13 protein-coding genes and 3 pseudogenes are annotated in these 17,284 nt (G+C 39.9%); 2 read left to right on the top strand and 14 right to left on the bottom strand.

Features of this window, described 5'->3' with window-relative positions:
* Positions 1 to 36: 36 nt before the first annotated feature.
* From ABID27_RS04545 to ABID27_RS04495, 11 genes and pseudogenes are all read right to left on the bottom strand, one after another.
* Entirely contained in the window at positions 37 to 522 is a 486-nt protein-coding gene (locus ABID27_RS04545) for a hypothetical protein (RefSeq protein ID WP_354280562.1), read from the bottom strand.
* Between the two features lie 293 nt (positions 523 to 815).
* Positions 816 to 2,909, bottom strand: coding sequence for a type I DNA topoisomerase (topA, locus tag ABID27_RS04540; RefSeq protein WP_354280560.1), 2,094 nt, complete (start codon positions 2,907 to 2,909; stop codon positions 816 to 818).
* A 91-nt stretch (positions 2,910 to 3,000) separates the two neighbouring features.
* Entirely contained in the window at positions 3,001 to 3,843 is an 843-nt protein-coding gene (dprA, locus tag ABID27_RS04535; RefSeq protein WP_253364490.1) for a DNA-processing protein DprA, read from the bottom strand.
* 53 nt (positions 3,844 to 3,896) lie between these two features.
* The gene (gene rnhB, locus ABID27_RS04530) at positions 3,897 to 4,664 is read right to left on the bottom strand and encodes a ribonuclease HII (protein ID WP_354280558.1); all 768 of its coding nucleotides are present in this window, start codon (positions 4,662 to 4,664) and stop codon (positions 3,897 to 3,899) included.
* Complete coding sequence (ylqF, locus tag ABID27_RS04525; protein ID WP_354280556.1) at positions 4,651 to 5,499, bottom strand: ribosome biogenesis GTPase YlqF; 849 nt, start codon at positions 5,497 to 5,499, stop codon at positions 4,651 to 4,653. The genes rnhB and ylqF overlap by 14 nt, the downstream gene beginning before the upstream one ends.
* 90 nt (positions 5,500 to 5,589) lie before the next feature.
* Complete coding sequence (locus tag ABID27_RS04520) at positions 5,590 to 5,988, bottom strand: hypothetical protein (protein ID WP_354280554.1); 399 nt, start codon at positions 5,986 to 5,988, stop codon at positions 5,590 to 5,592.
* Between the two features lie 67 nt (positions 5,989 to 6,055).
* Positions 6,056 to 6,289, bottom strand: a complete 234-nt coding sequence (locus ABID27_RS04515; protein ID WP_253364499.1) for a DNA-binding protein — start codon at positions 6,287 to 6,289, stop codon at positions 6,056 to 6,058.
* A 267-nt stretch (positions 6,290 to 6,556) separates the two neighbouring features.
* Positions 6,557 to 6,781, bottom strand: coding sequence for a helix-turn-helix domain-containing protein (locus tag ABID27_RS04510; protein WP_354280552.1), 225 nt, complete (start codon positions 6,779 to 6,781; stop codon positions 6,557 to 6,559).
* Positions 6,782 to 6,930: 149 nt separating this feature from the next.
* A complete protein-coding gene (locus tag ABID27_RS04505; protein ID WP_354280550.1) occupies positions 6,931 to 7,830 on the bottom strand; it encodes an aldose 1-epimerase family protein in 900 nt (299 codons plus the stop codon).
* Between the two features lie 64 nt (positions 7,831 to 7,894).
* Positions 7,895 to 9,295: pseudogene (gene lacG, locus ABID27_RS04500) on the bottom strand (6-phospho-beta-galactosidase); the annotation flags it as partial.
* Positions 9,296 to 9,368: 73 nt separating this feature from the next.
* Positions 9,369 to 9,773: pseudogene (locus ABID27_RS04495) on the bottom strand (lactose/cellobiose PTS transporter subunit IIB); the annotation flags it as partial.
* Between the two features lie 313 nt (positions 9,774 to 10,086).
* On the opposite strand from ABID27_RS04495, the gene ABID27_RS04490 reads away from it, so the two are divergent.
* Together ABID27_RS04490 and ABID27_RS04485 are read left to right on the top strand one after the other, a co-directional pair.
* Positions 10,087 to 10,677: a type IV toxin-antitoxin system AbiEi family antitoxin domain-containing protein gene (locus tag ABID27_RS04490; RefSeq protein WP_354280548.1), complete on the top strand. Its 591-nt coding sequence runs from the start codon at positions 10,087 to 10,089 to the stop codon at positions 10,675 to 10,677.
* Positions 10,674 to 11,519, top strand: a complete 846-nt coding sequence (locus ABID27_RS04485) for a nucleotidyl transferase AbiEii/AbiGii toxin family protein (protein WP_354280546.1) — start codon at positions 10,674 to 10,676, stop codon at positions 11,517 to 11,519. The genes ABID27_RS04490 and ABID27_RS04485 overlap by 4 nt, the downstream gene beginning before the upstream one ends.
* Positions 11,520 to 11,578: 59 nt before the next feature.
* Here ABID27_RS04485 and ABID27_RS04480 read toward each other — a convergent pair whose 3' ends face one another.
* From ABID27_RS04480 to ltrA, 3 genes and pseudogenes are all read right to left on the bottom strand, one after another.
* Complete coding sequence (locus ABID27_RS04480) at positions 11,579 to 14,380, bottom strand: phage tail tip lysozyme (protein WP_354280544.1); 2,802 nt, start codon at positions 14,378 to 14,380, stop codon at positions 11,579 to 11,581.
* Positions 14,377 to 15,267, bottom strand: a pseudogene (locus ABID27_RS04475) (VirB4-like conjugal transfer ATPase, CD1110 family); the annotation flags it as partial. The gene ABID27_RS04480 and the pseudogene ABID27_RS04475, both read right to left, overlap by 4 nt.
* Before the next feature lie 82 nt (positions 15,268 to 15,349).
* Positions 15,350 to 17,023, bottom strand: a complete 1,674-nt coding sequence (ltrA, locus tag ABID27_RS04470; protein ID WP_354280542.1) for a group II intron reverse transcriptase/maturase — start codon at positions 17,021 to 17,023, stop codon at positions 15,350 to 15,352.
* Positions 17,024 to 17,284 lie beyond the last annotated feature (261 nt).

Genomic DNA, 17,284 nt, shown 5'->3' with positions numbered 1-17,284 from the left:
ATCAAAAAAATCCCATTCAAGCGAATGGGAGAGTGTTTACTTTTCAGAAAGGGATTCAAAGAACTCTTGGGCGTTGACTACTTTGCCTAGATCTGCGATACTGGTCGTGGATTGGATTTTATCTCCTTTCATCCAAACCATGCCGATTATAGAGGATTTTCCCTTGACTTGCCCCTCAACCTCTGTCTCAATTGAAACTAAGATTTGATAAACTGCATCATATGAGCCATCTTCAGCAGCTTTTTGCGTAGTATCTTTGAAAATGCCTAGCTCTAGCAATTTTGTGCCACCTTGACTAGGTTTAAAACCTGTTAAAGTATCAGCTAGTGATACTAGCGTCGCCTTATCTTCTTCATTTGCTACGCCAGAGGTATTGAGACTAGCAAGCTCGGCAATGCGTTTTTGAGCCATTTCAGGTGTGAAATTCGTATAATCAAAGACTGACGTCAATTCTGCATAACGCTGCATTATTTTTGCTTGCACAACATCTGCTCCATTGAAGAGCACAGTTGTTTTTGCCAAAGAAGCATCTTGTTTTGGACTATAGGTGGTCTTCTTCTCACTTGATTTAGTAGAAGACGTGCTTGATTTTTCTATTTTTATAGTATGACTTTTTTCAGAATGCGCGCTACTGCTTCATATAATCCATCCTTTTGATGACGTGTGCTTTAGAGAGGGGATTCCCTCATCAACTACAATTAGTATTATAGCATATTTCCTATTGTTCTCGCAGAAAGGAAAATTTATAAAAACACCCCACCTCTTTGAAATTACAATAGTTTCAGAGAGACGGTGTTTACATAATGTATTTTATGTTATTTCACTTTTTCTTCTTCATAGTCTCCATTTGGACAGATGACTTGCTTGCCACCGCCGCGGACCTTCTTTTCTACCAAATAATGGTCACATTTTGGACATGCGCGCCCAACTGGCTTATCCCAAGAAGTGAATTCACACTCTGGATAGCGGTCGCATCCGTAGAAAATGCGATTTCGCTTACTTTTACGCTCAATCACTTGGCCTTTTTGACAGTCAGGACAGACGACACCGATTTCCTTGGTAATTTGCTTGGTGTTGCGGCAATCTGGGAAATTGCTACATGCATAGAATTTTCCGAAACGGCCCAATTTGATGACCATAGAATGACCACACACGTCACAATCAAATCCAGCAGGCTCATCCTTGATTTGGATTTTTTCCATTTCCGTTTCAGCCTTGCTCAATTCAACTTGGAAAGGCTTGTAAAACTCGTCGATAACTTTCTGCCACTCTTCTTTACCAATCTCGACATCATCCAGCTTCTGCTCCATTTCGGCCGTAAAAGCGACGTTTACGATGTCTGGGAAGAACTCTACAATCAGCTTGTTGACAATTTCGCCAAGCTCTGTTGGCTCAAACCGTTTTGCTGCCAATTTTACGTAATAGCGTTTTTGGATGGTTTCGATAGTCGGAGCGTAAGTCGATGGACGTCCTACACCATTTTCCTCCAAAGTCTTAATCAAGGTCGCCTCAGAATAACGAGCAGGTGGCTGAGTAAAGTGCTGTTCAGGATTGGTCATCGAACGGACAACTGTATCGCCAATGGCCATATCTGGCAACATTTTATTCTTATCTGCATCGTTGTAAACCGCCATGTAACCATCGAATTTCACTTGGCTACCGTTGGCTGAGAATTGGACTCCATTTTGACCTAGAGCTACTTTCATCGTATCAAAGATTGCTGCTGTCATCTGACTTGCAACAAATCGATTCCAGATGAGAGTATAGAGTTTTAGTTGGTCTTTGTCCAAGTGACGGGCAATCGACTCAGGCGTCAGGAAGACATTTGATGGACGAATGGCTTCGTGGGCATCCTGTGCACCAGCCGCATTTTTGACACGGTTGCCGTGCTTAGAATACTTTTCACCAAAGCGATCCGTTATGAATTCGGCTGCTTGTGCTTGAGCAACTGGACTAATACGAGTAGAGTCTGTACGCATATAGGTAATCAGACCTTGTGTCCCGCCAGAACCAACATTAATCCCTTCATAGAGTTGCTGGGCTACCATCATGGTTTTTCGCGTACGGAAATTGATTTTATTAGCAGCATCCATCTGCATGGTTGAAGTCGTGTATGGCAGGGGAGCATTGCGTTTGCGTTCTTTCCGCTCCACTTGTTCTACAACAAAGTCATCGCCCTTAAGACGAGCCAATACTTCTTTGACCTGCTCATTATTTTCCAACTTCATCTTCTTGCCATCAAGGCCATAGAATAAAGCTTGGAACTTTTTCGTCCCTTTTTTGAAGGTCGCATCAATGGTCCAATATTCTTCTGGTTGGAACTGATTGATTTCATTTTCCCGGTCAATAATCAGCTTGAGGGCAACGGATTGCACCCGACCAGCTGACAGGCCTTTCTTGACCTTTTTCCAAAGAATAGGGGAGATTGAATACCCCACAATCCGGTCCAAGACACGGCGAGCTTGCTGGGCATCTACCAAGTCACGGTTAATGGCACGTGGTTCCTTGAAGGCATTTTTGACCGCATCTTTTGTAATCTCGTTGAAAACCACACGATTGGCATCTTTTTCATCCAAATCAAGGATGTGTGATAAATGCCAAGAAATCGCTTCTCCCTCACGGTCCGGGTCACTCGCCAGATAAACTTTTTTGGCATTCTTAGCTTCCTTTTTCAAGGAGTTAATAAGCGGACCTTTGCCACGAATATTGATGTACTGCGGCTCGTAATTATTGTCAAAATCAATCGACATAGTTGATTTCTTCAAGTCACGAATATGACCTACTGAGGCCACTACCTTGTAATTTCTCCCCAGATATTTTTCAATTGTCTTGGCTTTGGCTGGAGACTCCACGATCACCAAGTTTTTCTTCGTAGTTGATTTTTTCTTACTAGCTGTTTTTGTAGCCATTTTTCTACCTTCAAATAAATTTAACTTCACAAAGAATAAACTATTTTTAGGTGTGTGTCAAGATTTTTATTTTTCTATAGGAAAACTTCATTTAAAAAGAATACTCAGAAAGAACGTCAAAACCTGTTGTAATACACTTTGCGCCTTCTTGGATTAAATGATGACAGCCGTCCGATTTTCCGTCCAAAATAGACCCCGGAATAGCAAATACTTCCCGCCCTTCTTCCAGAGCACGTTCGCAGGTAATCAAGCTCCCTGAGCGCATCTTGGCTTCTGCTACGACAATCCCTTGGCTGAGACCGGCGATAATCCGATTTCGCTCTGGAAAATGAAATTTCTTAGGCTCTGCCTGCGTCGGATATTCTGATAAAATCAAGTGATGCTTGGCAATATAATCCTGAAGTTCCCGATTTTCCTTGGGATAATAGACGTCCAACCCACACCCAATCACGGCAATGGTTTTTCCACCATTTTTCAAACTGGCAATATGGGCCGCTGTATCAATGCCACGAGCCAAGCCGCTAACAACTACGAAGCGATTCTGTAACTCTTGAACTATTTTTTTGACTGATGCAACACCTGTCTTGCTAGCATCACGCGCACCTACAATGGCTAACTTGGGCTGCTCAAGCAGTTCTAAATCTCCTTGATAAAAGAGCAAAACGGGTGGATTGTAAATTTCTTTTAACTCCATCGGATAGACATCATCCAAGATTGAAAATGACGGAAATTGATTAAATTCCTCTCGGCACTGCTGAACGTCCAAATTTTTATAACTCTCTATGAAAAGTATCGGATTCTTGCAGGCTGACACCACCGCCATATCTCGGACGCTAAGCTTCTTATCGGTCCTTTGTCGGTATTCTAAAATCTTGTGGATATTGAGATTAGTCAATCCAGCCTTTTTTAATTTAAATAATTCAAAATTGTTCATATTCTTCCTCCACCTAAACTATTCGAAAAAAATCCCGCATTTCTGCGAGATTTCTATTTATTTAGCATGGATTTGATTGGTTCAAATGTCTGACGATGAATGGGACTGACGCCCAATTTTTCCAGTCCTTCCAGATGAGACTTTGTCCCATAGCCAGCATTTTGCGCAAAATCATAACCTGGAAATTCTTTGTCATAGTCTGCCATCATCTGATCTCGTGTAACCTTAGCCACAATAGATGCAGCTGCGATAGAAAGGCTATTGGCATCTCCCTTGATGATGGATTGCTGAGCGATTGGAATGTCCAGTTTCATGGCATCAATCAGCAAGGCTTGGGGCTGCGGACTCAGCTGCGAAATGGCATCCAGCATGGCTAATTTTGTAGCCTCGTAGATATTAACCTGATCAATGACCGTCTGGTCCTTAATCCCTATCTCAACTGCCAAAGCTTCTGCCATCACCTGTTCATAGATGAGCTGGTGCTTCTTCTTAGGAATCTTTTTGGAGTCATTTAACCCTTTAATTTTACAATTTTGAGGCAAAATAACCGCTGCAGCGACCACGGGACCCGCCAAGGGGCCACGACCAACCTCATCAATCCCCGCAATAAGCGTCACTCCATCTTGATAAAGTGCCTTTTCATAGCGCAGCATTTCATCGAGACGGATTTCCTCATCAAGTTCCGCTTGAATCTCTTTTTTCCGCTTGGTGATCGCCTTTTGAACACCAGCCCGGCTATCATCTGCAAACTGGTCAAATCGAGCATCATTCAAGTCTCTAGCCTCTGCTAAAATGGCTGTAATTTCTTTAATCGTTTGCATCGGTTGCCACACGATCTAGGGTATAGAGTCCTAATTTTCCATCACGAATTTCCTTGACAAATAGCGTATAAAAACGGTCATAATCATCGCGGAAACCGAGTTTTTGAGTCATATCCATGATAATCTCGGGCACCTCATCTTCAAGATTCATTTGTTTGAAACGCTTTTTGAGACGATTAGGGTAATAGGTTTTAAAATAATTTAGTCCAAAAATAGTGACCTCGTCCATTGGCAAAAGTTGGTCTTTAATAGCACCAGTTAAGGCAAGCTTCATGGCTACTTCTTGATCTTCGAATTTTGGCCATAAAATACCTGGCGTGTCCAAAATTTCCAAATCTTTGTTGGACTTCAACCACTGCTGTCCCTTAGTCACACCGGGTTTATTGCCGACAACGGCAATTTTTTTCCCAGCAAGGCGGTTCATCAGAGTGGATTTTCCTGCGTTTGGAATACCGATAATCATGGTGCGCAAGGTTTCAATTTGAATCCCGCGTTCGCGTTGACGAGCAATTTTATCAGCCATTAGCGACTTAGCGGCATCCGTAACTTTCTTGACAGTGGACTGCTCTTTTGAGTTGATGCAGAGAGTTTTTACACCCTGTTTTTCATAAAATTGTTGCCATTCTTTTGTGAGAATGGGGTCCGCCAAATCAGATTTATTCAAAATCATAAGCTTGGGCTTGTCCCCAACAATTTTCGTCAACATTGGATTTTGACTAGAAAGAGGCAGACGAGCATCTACCAAAATCGTCACAAAATCCACAAATTTAATATTTTCTTGTACTTGGCGCCGGGCTTTCGACATGTGCCCTGGAAACCATTGAATAATAGCCATGTGTGTATAATTCCTTTCGTATCAAGGGTTTGACGGTGGTAAACTTGTCTAAATCCAGGTCACCAAAAAGTCACCAAATATAGACTGATTTTACCAAACCATTTCATACCCAATAATTTTTTGCTTTCCTTCTCGAATACATTTAATATCAAAATTTGAATGATATTTCTTAATATCTTTTAATAACTTTGGTAGGATATTAACATTAATATGCCTTGGAAGATAACTTTCTTTAATTCCAATTATATTTCGGAATTCGTCTAAATTTAAATTTGATTTTCTGCTTTCATAGTGGTTTTCAATCCAATCGTTTATTGGTTGAGAATACTTACAGGACCAAGACTTTAAAGCAGTGAACGAAATTTGATTTTTATCAATAAAATTATTTAATGCATTCACTGCTTTTTCTTGAGAGTTAGTTTGTCTATGAGTATAGCCGATTGTAGTTTCATAATTAGCATGACCTACACGCTCCATAATATCTCTCATAGCTAAATCAGTACCTTCACTTTGCAGAATAGAAAAATTGATAATGTCTATTATACCACGATTTTCTTTATTTTACCGCCCTTTGTTTCCATCTTAAGAACTCTTCAAATCCTTCTAAATTAATAAAGACTAATTTATAAGTTGGATTGATTACATGTTCTTTAAACTGTTTACTTTCTCTCATTTCACTTAACCATCTATTCAAAGTATATTGATTTAATCCTTCCCATCTTCTCATTAGTGCTTTTTTATCTGCCCATTCAGCGATACTATTTTCAACAGATACAAACTTTATTTTCATATTTACTTCTTTCTCTTATATTTTTATCCATTGTGGGTATGACTGGTTATATCACTCATGGGAATTTCACCCGCTGTCCTTTTACGCTGGCAGCCTAAACGGTCAGAAGTATCATTATCATTATTTGTGTCATGGCAGATAGGTTACCATCCTATTTTTGAATAAATGATTTTCGCTCATTTCCTGGCGCATTACATTTTATTGCTCAACAAATAAATAAAGTCCCACCTAGAATTATTCAATTGTCAACGAACAAATCAGGAGGGACTATTTTATATTATTCTTTATTCGGTGGGGAAAGTCAGTTTGCCCCAACAAATAATCAGTACTGACATCATATAGATTTGAAAGTTTTAATATCACATCTGCCGATAAAATACGTTCTCCTCGCTCAATTTTTGCATAAGCAGAGTGGGTAAACGAAAGTTTTTCGGCAACGTATTTTTGAGTGAAATCATTGTCTTCTCTCAAATCCCTTAAACATCGGTACATCAATCTTTCTCCTAAGGAAAAGTATAGAGGATAACTAGGAGAAACTTGATATATTGTTCTAATTGGACAATATAAATAAAACTCCCAAACCGTTCATTTCTTTACAAATTAGACGGTTTGAGAGTAGCTTCATTATCTGAATTTTAAGTTTAATCTATGTCGATAATAATATCAAAATGTTTTTTATCAACTTCTTTTGGAGCGACGTAACTAATATTTCGTTTGGCATTGAATATGTCAGATTCTTCTAGTGATGTAGAGAGTCCGCTCCAAGGCTCTAGTGCGATAAAGGGACTCTGATTTGTAGTTGACCAAATCACTAAATATGGAAAATCATCAAATGCAATCGAAAGTTTTTTCTGATGATTTTTGGATTTCAAGGTTACCTTTCGAGATGCTAATTGATCCAATGTTATGGCATCATGCTCAAAGAGTTGATAGGACAAGTTCAAGGTCTTTTGATTTTCCAAGAATGGCCGGCGATCTCGCAGATCAAGTAAGCCAGTTTCTGGAAAACTTCTAGGTACTGTACAAGATTCTACTTTTTCAAATTCTAAATAATAGTCTTCATAACTCTCACCATCCAACAAGGGACAATTAAAACCTGGATGACCCCCAATAAAGTAAGGTAGCTTTCTATGTCCATCAAGATTTTTCACACGATATTCAGTCCGAATTGTATTGCCATGTAGTGAGTAGTTAATGGAAAGTTCAAATTCAAATGGGTAATTTTTTACGGTTTCCTCATTTGATGAAATAGAAAATTCCAAAGAATTTTCAGTTCTTCTTACATTTTTGAACATCATTTTTCGTACAAGTCCATGCCTTGGAATTGTGCCTGTAAATGTCGGTCTTTCTGTAGGTTCAAAGATAGCCCAATCATTTCGTAAACTTCCACAAATCGGAAATAGAACTGGTGCTTGACCGCTCCAATAGGTCGGATCTCCTTGCCAAAGATACTCGATACCATCATTATCTTTTATCGAAGTAATTTGCCCACCTAATTCAGAAAATTGTACTGTAAAGTTCTCATTTTTTAATTCGAGCATAAAAACTGCCTCCCTTATATGAAAACAAGGATGCTGACTTGAGCTAGGCATCCTTGTATTATTTTTATTCAATAACCTGTGTTTCTGCTACTTTTTTATACCAATAAGCACTTTTCTTTGGATAGCGTTCTTGGGTCTCAAAGTCAACATAGAACAATCCATATCGTTTCTCGTATCCATTTGACCAAGAAAATACATCCATCAAGGACCAGATGAAATAACCTTTAACATTGGCACCATCTGATATAGCATCCGAAATCACTTCTAAATGCTTTTTCACATAATCAATTCGACTATCGTCACAAACTGTGCCATCTACAAATTCATCTTTATAGCCTAGACCATTTTCAGTGATGTAGATTTTCTTATAGTTTGGATAGTCATTTTTCACACGCATAATTTGGTCATAAAGACCTTGTGGATAGATAATCCAATCCCAGTCCGTTTTTGGAATATCAACTGGGGACTCTCTACGACTAACTCCTTTGATTTGATACTTAGAACTTCCCTTTTCACCTTTACCATTATGGATAATTTCAGTTTCTCCATCATGAGCTCTCATCCAATCACTCATATAGTAATTGATGCCCAAGAAGTCGTTCAAATCTTTTGCAGCATCTAAGGCAGCAAAGTCTTCATCACGAAGGTCTAATTCCCCACCATTTACTTTCAGAATATGGCGAACACCTTCAAGTGTTTTTTCAGAATAATAACCCAAGTATGTAGCATCTAGGATAAATTTATTGTGAATAATATCTTCGAGTTCCGCTGCACGGACATCGTCAGGATTGGTTGGATCATAAGGATATTTCGTCGGCAGTGCATGTACAACCCCAATTTCTCCGCTATAACCAGCATCCTTGTAGAGCTTAACTGCCTTAGCATGTGAAACCATCATATTGTGATGAGATTGGAATACTTTAGAAAGATCATATTGAATCCCTGGTGGGAACTTCCCAACAAGATACTGATCGTCACCAATTGGACCGATTTCATTAAAGGTTGTCCAGTAATTAACTTCAGGGAATTCTTTGAAGCAAAATGCTGCGTAATTGACAAAGTGTTCAATGTTATCTCGATTTAGAAAATCACCATTAGAATGGAGTGTTTCTGGAGTATCAAAATGGTGAAGCGTTACAAATGGTTCTACGTGACGTTTATGACATTCCGCAAATAATTTATGGTAAAACTCTACTCCCTTTGGATTCACTTCTCCAAAGCCTGTTGGGAAGATACGAGACCACGCAATTGACATACGAATGCCGTTTACCCCAAATTGTTCACTTAGTTCTAAATCAACTGGGTAACGATTATAAAAATCAGAAGCTGGTTCCGCAGTGTACCAGTAATTATCTTCCAGATACTTATCCCATGCAACACGACCTTTTCCATCTGACTTTGTGGCACCCTCTGCTTGATATGCAGCAGTTGCTCCACCAAATATAAAATCTTTCGGTAATGTTTTATATGCCTACCTTCTTCTATCAAAAATAAATAAAGGGGTAGGAGTTGGAGATTATAACTCCCTCCCCCTTTGATTAAAACTGTTGTTTGACAAAGTCAAGTGCACCTTGGCCATCACGTGTGAGCTTAATGTATTGAGCCCCTTCAGTTTTGGCAAGTTTAATGCCCAATGCATCAGTTTCTTGTTTAATGTCATCGTAGTTCGATGCTACTTGAGGTGCAAGGATGACTAATTGATACTCAGGCAAAATTTCACGGTGAGCACCATAGCTTCCTGCTGTCGCTGTGACTGGAACACCGTATTCTTTTGCAGCTTTAGTTAAAGCGTTGGCAAGCAATCCACTTGTACCGCCTCCTGCACAAAGTACCAGAACGTTGGTTTGTTCAGAAATTTCGGTATCAACTGCAGCTTTTTCAAGAATAGCATCTGCTTTGGCAGTATTGAAGTTAGCTGCCACTTTCTCTTTCAAGCTATTTTCTACTTTACCTGATTGACAAGAAAGTGATGATTACATGTTTTGGTCATAAAGTGTCCTTCTTTTCTTTTATTCTCTAGCAACATACTGTCACTCTTTATTAGATACGAGGGCATTAAGCGAGCACGACAAAAATAGGAGTTTTGACGAAGAACTTTCCGTTCTAGGAGAAACTCTCTTTTTTGTACATTCAATACCATCATAAAAAGAAGGTTTGATTTTGTTATCACATTAAGTTCAGGGAAAAGAAAATGTTGCTTTTACACTACAAATGTTGTAAAATTGTAGTGTAAAAGCAACATAGAAAGGAGTAAGCATGTCAAAAAAAGAGATTCTACTTGAATTTATAGAAAACCACAATGGCATTATCACCTATAAAGATTGTAAAGCTCTAAATATTCCAACAATATATTTGACAAGACTAGAAAAAGAAGGAATCCTATACCGCATCGAAAAAGGAATTTTTCTAACCCAGAATGGAGACTACGACGAATACTTCTTCTTTCAGTACCGATATCCCAAGGCTGTTTTCTCTTATATCTCAGCGCTTTACCTGCAACAATTTACAGATGAAATTCCTCAATATTTTGACGTAACCATTCCTAGAGGCTACCGTTTTAATACTCCTCCAGCTAATCTGAACATTCATTCTGTTTCTAAGGAATATAGCGAACTAGGAACTACTCTTGTAAAAACCCCTATGGGAAACGAGGTAAGAGTCTATGATTTCGAACGTATTATCTGTGATTTTGTGATTCATCGAGAAAAAATAGATACTGAGCTTTTTGTCAAAACACTTCAACATTATGGAAACTATCCTAAAAAAAATCTTACAAAACTCTATGAATATGCGACAAAAATGAACACCTTGGACAAGGTCAAACAAACTCTGGAGGTCCTAGTATGAATAAAGCTAAGCTAACAGCACTCTGTCATAAAATATCAAAGAATACTGGATTAACCTTTAATTCCGTGATGACCTATTACTTTCTAGAAGTGATTTTGAAAAAATTAAGTCAGAGTAGCTATTCAAATCACTATATCTTCAAAGGAGGATTCCTACTGTCAAATGTTATTGGAGTTGAATCTCGTAGCACAGTTGATATTGATTTTTTGTTCCATCACATGACACTTTCAGAAGATACTGTGAAGCAACAACTCAAAGAAATTTTAGCAGATTCAGAAGAAGGTATATCTTTTGTGATTCAATCCATCACAGCTATTAAAGAAAGTGATGACTATGGTGGCTATCGAGCAACAATTTTGTGCCAACTTGAGAATATTAAACAAGTTATCCATTTGGATATTGCGACAGGCGATGTTGTAACTCCTCAGCCGATTACATACGACTATAAAGCAATTTTTGATGAAGATAATTTTCCAATCATTGCTTATACAATTGAAACAATTCTAGCTGAAAAACTTCAAACCATCTATTCACGTAACTTCTTGAACAGCAGAAGCAAAGATTTTTACGATGTTTATATTCTTTCAAAACTGAAGAAAGAAGACATTGACTTCATTCAGTTGAAAAATGCCTGTCAGAGAACATTTTCATATCGCGAAACAGAACTCGATTTTACAAAGATTATTGAACTACTCGAGAGGTTCAAATCTGACCCTATTCAGAATAAACAATGGCAAAATTATTCGAAAAAATATAGTTATACAAAGGGGATTTCACTTGCAGATGTTCTTGATGAGATGATTCATCTCATAACAGTTCTCTTTTCTATAAACTCTGATTAATCGTGACAAAAAATAAAAAGATATGCTAACATTTATTCATTTTGTTAGCATATACTTTTTTATTTCGTCGTATAAGCAAAACTCAAACTACTATCCACTCCAGATAATTTTCGGAAGGTGTAGTTTGGATTGCCATTATAGTTGGTTTCGGAGATAAGGAATGAGCCATCTGGGTAGACTTTTTCGACAAAAGCCACGTGTCCGTATTCTGCTGGTGTGCCATGTCCTCCTCCCGCAAATGAGAGTATGGCTCCTGCTTGTGGACTTGTTCCAGTTTCACCACCAAGACTTGCGGCTGTATGCACCCAATCTTGGCCATTGCCCATGGTACTGATAATTGAAATCTTCTCACCATTTTTACCTTTGAGTTTTAGACCCAGTTGGTTGATACGGGCTGCGACTCCCCAAGTACATTGGCCGTAAGCATAGCTCATACCGTCACCACCTTCTGGAACAGAGTTTTCAAAAAGGTCTCCTCGTACAGCTTCAAGTGCTTTGGGATCACTTTGTGCTGTCCCACCGTTGGGTTGACTAAAGCCTTTTTCAATTTGGTAATACCACTCACTTGCTCGTGTCTGTCGTTCAAGCAGCTTATCACCACTATTTCCTTCCCAGTAAATGAGAAAGAGTTGGGCAAGACTAGCTGGACTTCCTGAATTTTTGAAGAAGTTCTTTAACCAGTTGGTGTAATAAGGACTATCCCCATGCAACATGAAATCCAGTTGTAAGCCTAAGTCATACCACTTTTGATGTTTTCCTTTGGCATATTCGAGCAATAAGGTATGCCTGCGTGACCCATCCGCAGTATCTGTCCATTGGCCTAAGCCTAAACCACGTTTGAGAATATTTGGGTAACGTCCATTGTATATAGTTGGACCATTGAGTGAGAGCCAGCCCTCATCATCCCACGAACTGTCTGTCGCACCAACAGGTGGAGATAAATAGTCGCCTTCAGCACGTTTGGGATTAATGGAAGATTCTACCGACCAATTTCCTAAAATGGCTGCGATAGCTTGATTGGTCACACCTTTACTTTTGAGATAGTCATAAATAGCCTTTGCTCTCTCGAACTCATCGCCACCAAACTGACCAATAGTTGGAAGAATGGTGGTCTGAACCTGGATCACTTTTGGAAAGTAGAAAGCTGGATTGACATAGACCAACTTATCCGTGTCATCATCAACCTTTTGACAGGTGACTTTTAGACCCGTTCCGTCTTTGGTCTGACCAATAATGTCTCCTGCAAAGACTTGTTGATGTTCACTCACTCGACCTGAATGAATGCCAAACAAGGTTAGTTTAGTCTTATTCACTCCCTTACCAGATGTCAAAACAATGTTCTCCCCATCAAGAGATACCTTGCCATCCATCGGAGCCACAATGACTTGGCCTTCTTTTGCTTCTAAGATGATATGGTGATGAAGCGTTGGTTTCTCATCAATGACTTCATAACCATATCGGTATAACATACTTAAACTATCTTCATCCGTCTGTCCCTGAAAGGGATTGTCCAATTCTTGAAGGGCTAGATAGTTGCCTTCTTCGGTCAACTCCTTTAGCTCTTCTTGGTCCTCATCTGACAGCTTGTAAGGAGGTATATGGTATAAGTCAGACATGAATCTAATAGAATCACCACCATTTAAATTCGTCCAGACTTGACTGAGAAATGCTTTGTAAGTCGCACCACCTGTTTCCATGAAATCGTCAAGCTTGTAGTCTTGGTATTGATGATTCATGTAAACCATGACCTCATCAATCTTGGCGTAATAGGTAATCCCTTTATCGTTGGTTCTTGTATGTTCCGCATCTTCCCACGTCATATGAGTATAGGCCTTGGTCAATTCAATCTCATCTTGTTGAATGACACTGCTACCTGAGACACTCATGAAAAAGCTCATCATCAAAAGGAGTATCAAGAGAAGACCTGAGACAATCCAAGTCAAAGGATTTCCCGCAATTGCAGAAAAGAAGGTCAGGCTTCCCTTAATGGCTTGGACAAACCCCTTTACTCCTGCTAGACTGTGCTTTCTGGCATGCTTTAAAAAGGTTTGGTAGCGTCTTTGTGGTTTAAGAGGTTTCTGGCGTATGAAACCTTTTCCTTTTTTGAAGTTCTGGAATCGTTCCTTTCCATGAGCCACTTTCGTTTTTGTAAAACGCACACCAGTCTGACCACTTTTGACAAGGAGTTTTCCTGACTGATAAGTAAATCTCCCATAGCGTCTTCCTTTAATCACAGACTCTTTTAGGGTTCTGATTCCCTCTAAGTCATCATCTTGAGCGACTACATCCAGTGATTCTGAAGCGACATAGCGTAACCCTCGTTTGACCATAGTCGAGGGGTTCTTAAACTGATGTGCTTTTTTCAGTTGTTTCACATCACGCTTAGCTGATTTCACCTCTTTTTCTGCCTGAAGGCGTTCAAGAGTTTTTTTTTGAAACTGAAACCGTGACGTTTTTGATTCTGTTGGCTTTTTCTGATCGGTAACCTTAGAGGTAACAGCCTCCTCTTTTTCTGCCATCTTGACCTCTGCCAAGTGTTTTCTCGCTACTGCTAGGCGCTGTCTGGCTTGAGGAAGCCGATACTTCTTAATTTCCTTACTTTTTAGCCATCTGGGAGACACATAGGCAATCGCTTCCTTAAAGGTATCTGTCGCTAGGTCTTTTTCCTCCTGATAGGTTTGCTTCAGAGCCTGACGTTGTTCCCTTGTTTCAGCTTTCTCAGCTCGGCGCATGATAAAGCGACGTTTAGGAAGTGAGCGTTTTAACCCCTTCTTCTCCCTGCGATAATGGATACGACTAGCCTTTAAACTACTCTGAAAGGTTTTACGGGCAACCTTGACCTTCTGTTGCTCTCTTGTCATGATTCACCCCTCATCTTTTCTGGATCGGTACTCATGATGTCAAAGAGTTGGGTTTGAAGTGGGATTTTATTTCTAAAGGGAACAACCGTTGAGCCTGCCTTAATCAATCCCGCTCCCTTTTCTGGATTAACCAAGTATTTCTCAAGTTCTTTAGATAAGCCCAAAAGATGGACCAATTCTTCGCGATCGCTCTTAGCTTGTTTTAAAAGAAGCATGAACTCGCTATTAGCAATAATACGTCTACCATTCGCATCCAAAAGAAGTGTCTCCACATTTTGAGTAATGCCTGTCGGTATCGCCCCATACTTACGGACACGACTTCAGAGTTTAAAGAAGAAATCAGAGGCATACTTGTCCAATAAAAGAAGCTGCATTTCATCAAAGTAAATCCAGGTCTTCTTGCCAAGTTTTTGGTTTTTAACCACACGATTCCAAATCTGGTCAAAGATGACCATGAGGGCAATCTGCTTCAATTCATCCCCTAACTTTTTGACATTGTAAATGAGGAAATGGCTGTCAGTTTTGATGTTGGTGCGGTGTGAGAAAATATCAAGTGAGCCTTCCACATAGAGTTCCATATCGAGTGCCAAGTCCTTAGCTTCCTGTTCAGGTTGTTGGGATAAGATAAAGACCCATTCGATCAGGGACGGTGTGTCAAAATGCCTATAGGTGAGTCGTGTCACACGGTCAATCAAGGACTTCTCACGACCATCCATTTTGCGGTCTAAGAGCTTTCCAATCCAGGACAAGAGAAATTCTGACTTGACCTTGACCGGATCCTCATCCATATTCTCATCTGATAAATCTAAGACATTTAAGAAGGTAGTGGAATCTGGGGCAATATCAATACTCTCCCCACAAAAGGCTTGACCGATAATACTGTAGTCGAGTAGGTCAGTGGTATTACTACCACCTTCCTCTCTAAAAACCGTACGTGAGAGTTTCCCCTCATACGGCTCAAGCATTTCATCACTCTTTCGAGCGGCTCTCAATAAATAGTCGCTGACAATAACGATGCACATAAGCCATATTGTCAACGTCTTCCACACCTCCCTTGGATTTTGGAATTTTGAAGAATATTTCTCTATCTTCTCCAAGCTCCATCGGGAGTCCACAGTGATGACAGCGTCCGTCTTGTTGCTTCCAAACAAGTTTAAACCGACCTGTCAATCGTTTCATACCATGATTAAAGGCTCGTTGAGCAAAGTATTCTGTATCCAAGTAAGGATTAGCGTGTTCTCTAACCTTTGTATGTCTGACAATAGCAGTGTGGTCAACTCGAATGAGTTCTTTATCGCCTGAAGCAAATACCCAACTGCGATTGCCTCTTCTATGCCAATACTTGGTCGAAATCCACCATTGACCTTTCTTCGGATGGCGACGTTTTGCCCACCGCCACAATAATTCATATAAATGGTAATCCAGATAGGAGAAGGCTTCACTAGCACAAACGGATTGGTGGTAGTTGGTCCATCCTCGTATCTGTTGATTTAGTTTCATGATTAAGACTTCTTGTTCCCATGCTTTTCCTCGCTTGAGGATGGTTTCTGAGAATTTACCAATGACGGTTTGAATAGAATTCTTAGAAGGTTTGACAATCAATTTACCTTTGTACTTCCGAAAGTTCCAACCAAGTAGGTCGAAACCATCGTTGATATGAGTCACCAGTGTCTTTTCTTCTGATAGCTCTAAGCCTCGCCCAAGCAGAAATTCCTTAATCACTTCTTTAGCTTCCAAAGCAATTTCTTGTGTCGCAGCTGTGACGATAAAATCATCCGCATAACGGACAAGATTGACCTTATGGCTATTCTTGAATCGAAGGTCGATTTTTCCTAAACGATTGGTATGGAATCTATCCGATAAGACTTGTTGTAACCCATCGAGTGCCATACTGGCAAGAATAGGTGAGATGATACCACCTTGTGGTGTGCCATCTTCCGTTGGGAATAACTCGCCCTTGAATACAAAACCTGATTTAAGAAATTGCTTCAAGATGGATTTATCCATCGGAATATTCTCCAATAGCCAATCATGATTGATATTGTCAAAACAACCTTTAATATCCCCTTCTAAAATCCATTGAGGAGAAGCTTTTCGTGATAGTGCTGTGAAGATATATTCACAAGCGTCTTGGCAACTTCTTCCTTTGCGGAAACCGAATGATTTGGTATCTGCGGTTGTCTCTGCGACGGGTTCTAGTGCTAAAGCATAGAGTGCCTGCATGGCTCTATCGTACATGGTAGGAATCCCTAATGGACGCTTTTTCTTCTTACCCTTTTTGTCGATGTAAACCCGTCTCAGTGGACTGGCTTTATAGCCTTTGTCCGTTAGAGATAAGAGAGCTTCCATCTTTTGAGCAGGTGTCGTCCAAAGTTCACCATCTACACCCGCCGTTTTCTTACCTTTGTTAGTCGTCACTCGACGAACGGCAAGTGCCTTGGCGTAAAAAGAATGTGTTAGTAAATACTGAAGTCTTTTCACTGTGTTTGTATTTTTGGCTTGAGTAGCCTTGACAATCCTGATTTGTAGCCTATTCACTTCTTGTTCTGCTCTTTTCCAATCAATGTTTTTCCATTGATTAGCGAGCTCTTGCTTGTGTGATAGCTTCTCAGCTTGTGCTGTCGTTGAATGCTTATCATTCATAGGTTTACCTCCATTTCTTGCCATGAAATACCATAGGATAAGTCTGCACCCTTTCAGGTCAGGGCAAAGTTTGAACCCCTATCTCCTGCCATTACAGCTGGAGCCTTCGCTTTTTATCCTTTCCTCTACCCTCTGTATCGTCTATCCCTCTTGCGAGTTCAATACCTTCTAACAAATTAGAAGGAATACATAGGGCTTACCAAGTTCCGTATGATAAATAATTGTGAATACCTTAGGTGCCATCTTTGAGCCGGGAAGAAT

The sequence above is a fragment of the Streptococcus gallinaceus genome, assembly GCF_040545695.1.
GTDB classification, from domain to species: domain Bacteria; phylum Bacillota; class Bacilli; order Lactobacillales; family Streptococcaceae; genus Streptococcus; species Streptococcus gallinaceus.
This window is presented reverse-complemented; position numbering and strand designations above follow the sequence as displayed.

What these genes read in the sequence shown, in the direction of transcription:
- topA (WP_354280560.1), bottom strand. Translation starts at nt 2,909, where the DNA reads ATGGCTACAAAAACAGCTAGTAAGAAAAAATCAACTACGAAGAAAAAC.
- dprA (WP_253364490.1), bottom strand. Translation starts at nt 3,843, where the DNA reads ATGAACAATTTTGAATTATTTAAATTAAAAAAGGCTGGATTGACTAAT.
- rnhB (WP_354280558.1), bottom strand. Translation starts at nt 4,664, where the DNA reads ATGCAAACGATTAAAGAAATTACAGCCATTTTAGCAGAGGCTAGAGAC.
- ylqF (WP_354280556.1), bottom strand. Translation starts at nt 5,499, where the DNA reads ATGGCTATTATTCAATGGTTTCCAGGGCACATGTCGAAAGCCCGGCGC.
- ABID27_RS04520 (WP_354280554.1), bottom strand. Translation starts at nt 5,988, where the DNA reads ATGAGAGATATTATGGAGCGTGTAGGTCATGCTAATTATGAAACTACA.
- ABID27_RS04515 (WP_253364499.1), bottom strand. Translation starts at nt 6,289, where the DNA reads ATGAAAATAAAGTTTGTATCTGTTGAAAATAGTATCGCTGAATGGGCA.
- ABID27_RS04510 (WP_354280552.1), bottom strand. Translation starts at nt 6,781, where the DNA reads ATGTACCGATGTTTAAGGGATTTGAGAGAAGACAATGATTTCACTCAA.
- ABID27_RS04505 (WP_354280550.1), bottom strand. Translation starts at nt 7,830, where the DNA reads ATGCTCGAATTAAAAAATGAGAACTTTACAGTACAATTTTCTGAATTA.
- ABID27_RS04490 (WP_354280548.1), top strand. Translation starts at nt 10,087, where the DNA reads ATGTCAAAAAAAGAGATTCTACTTGAATTTATAGAAAACCACAATGGC.
- ABID27_RS04485 (WP_354280546.1), top strand. Translation starts at nt 10,674, where the DNA reads ATGAATAAAGCTAAGCTAACAGCACTCTGTCATAAAATATCAAAGAAT.
- ABID27_RS04480 (WP_354280544.1), bottom strand. Translation starts at nt 14,380, where the DNA reads ATGACAAGAGAGCAACAGAAGGTCAAGGTTGCCCGTAAAACCTTTCAG.
- ltrA (WP_354280542.1), bottom strand. Translation starts at nt 17,023, where the DNA reads ATGAATGATAAGCATTCAACGACAGCACAAGCTGAGAAGCTATCACAC.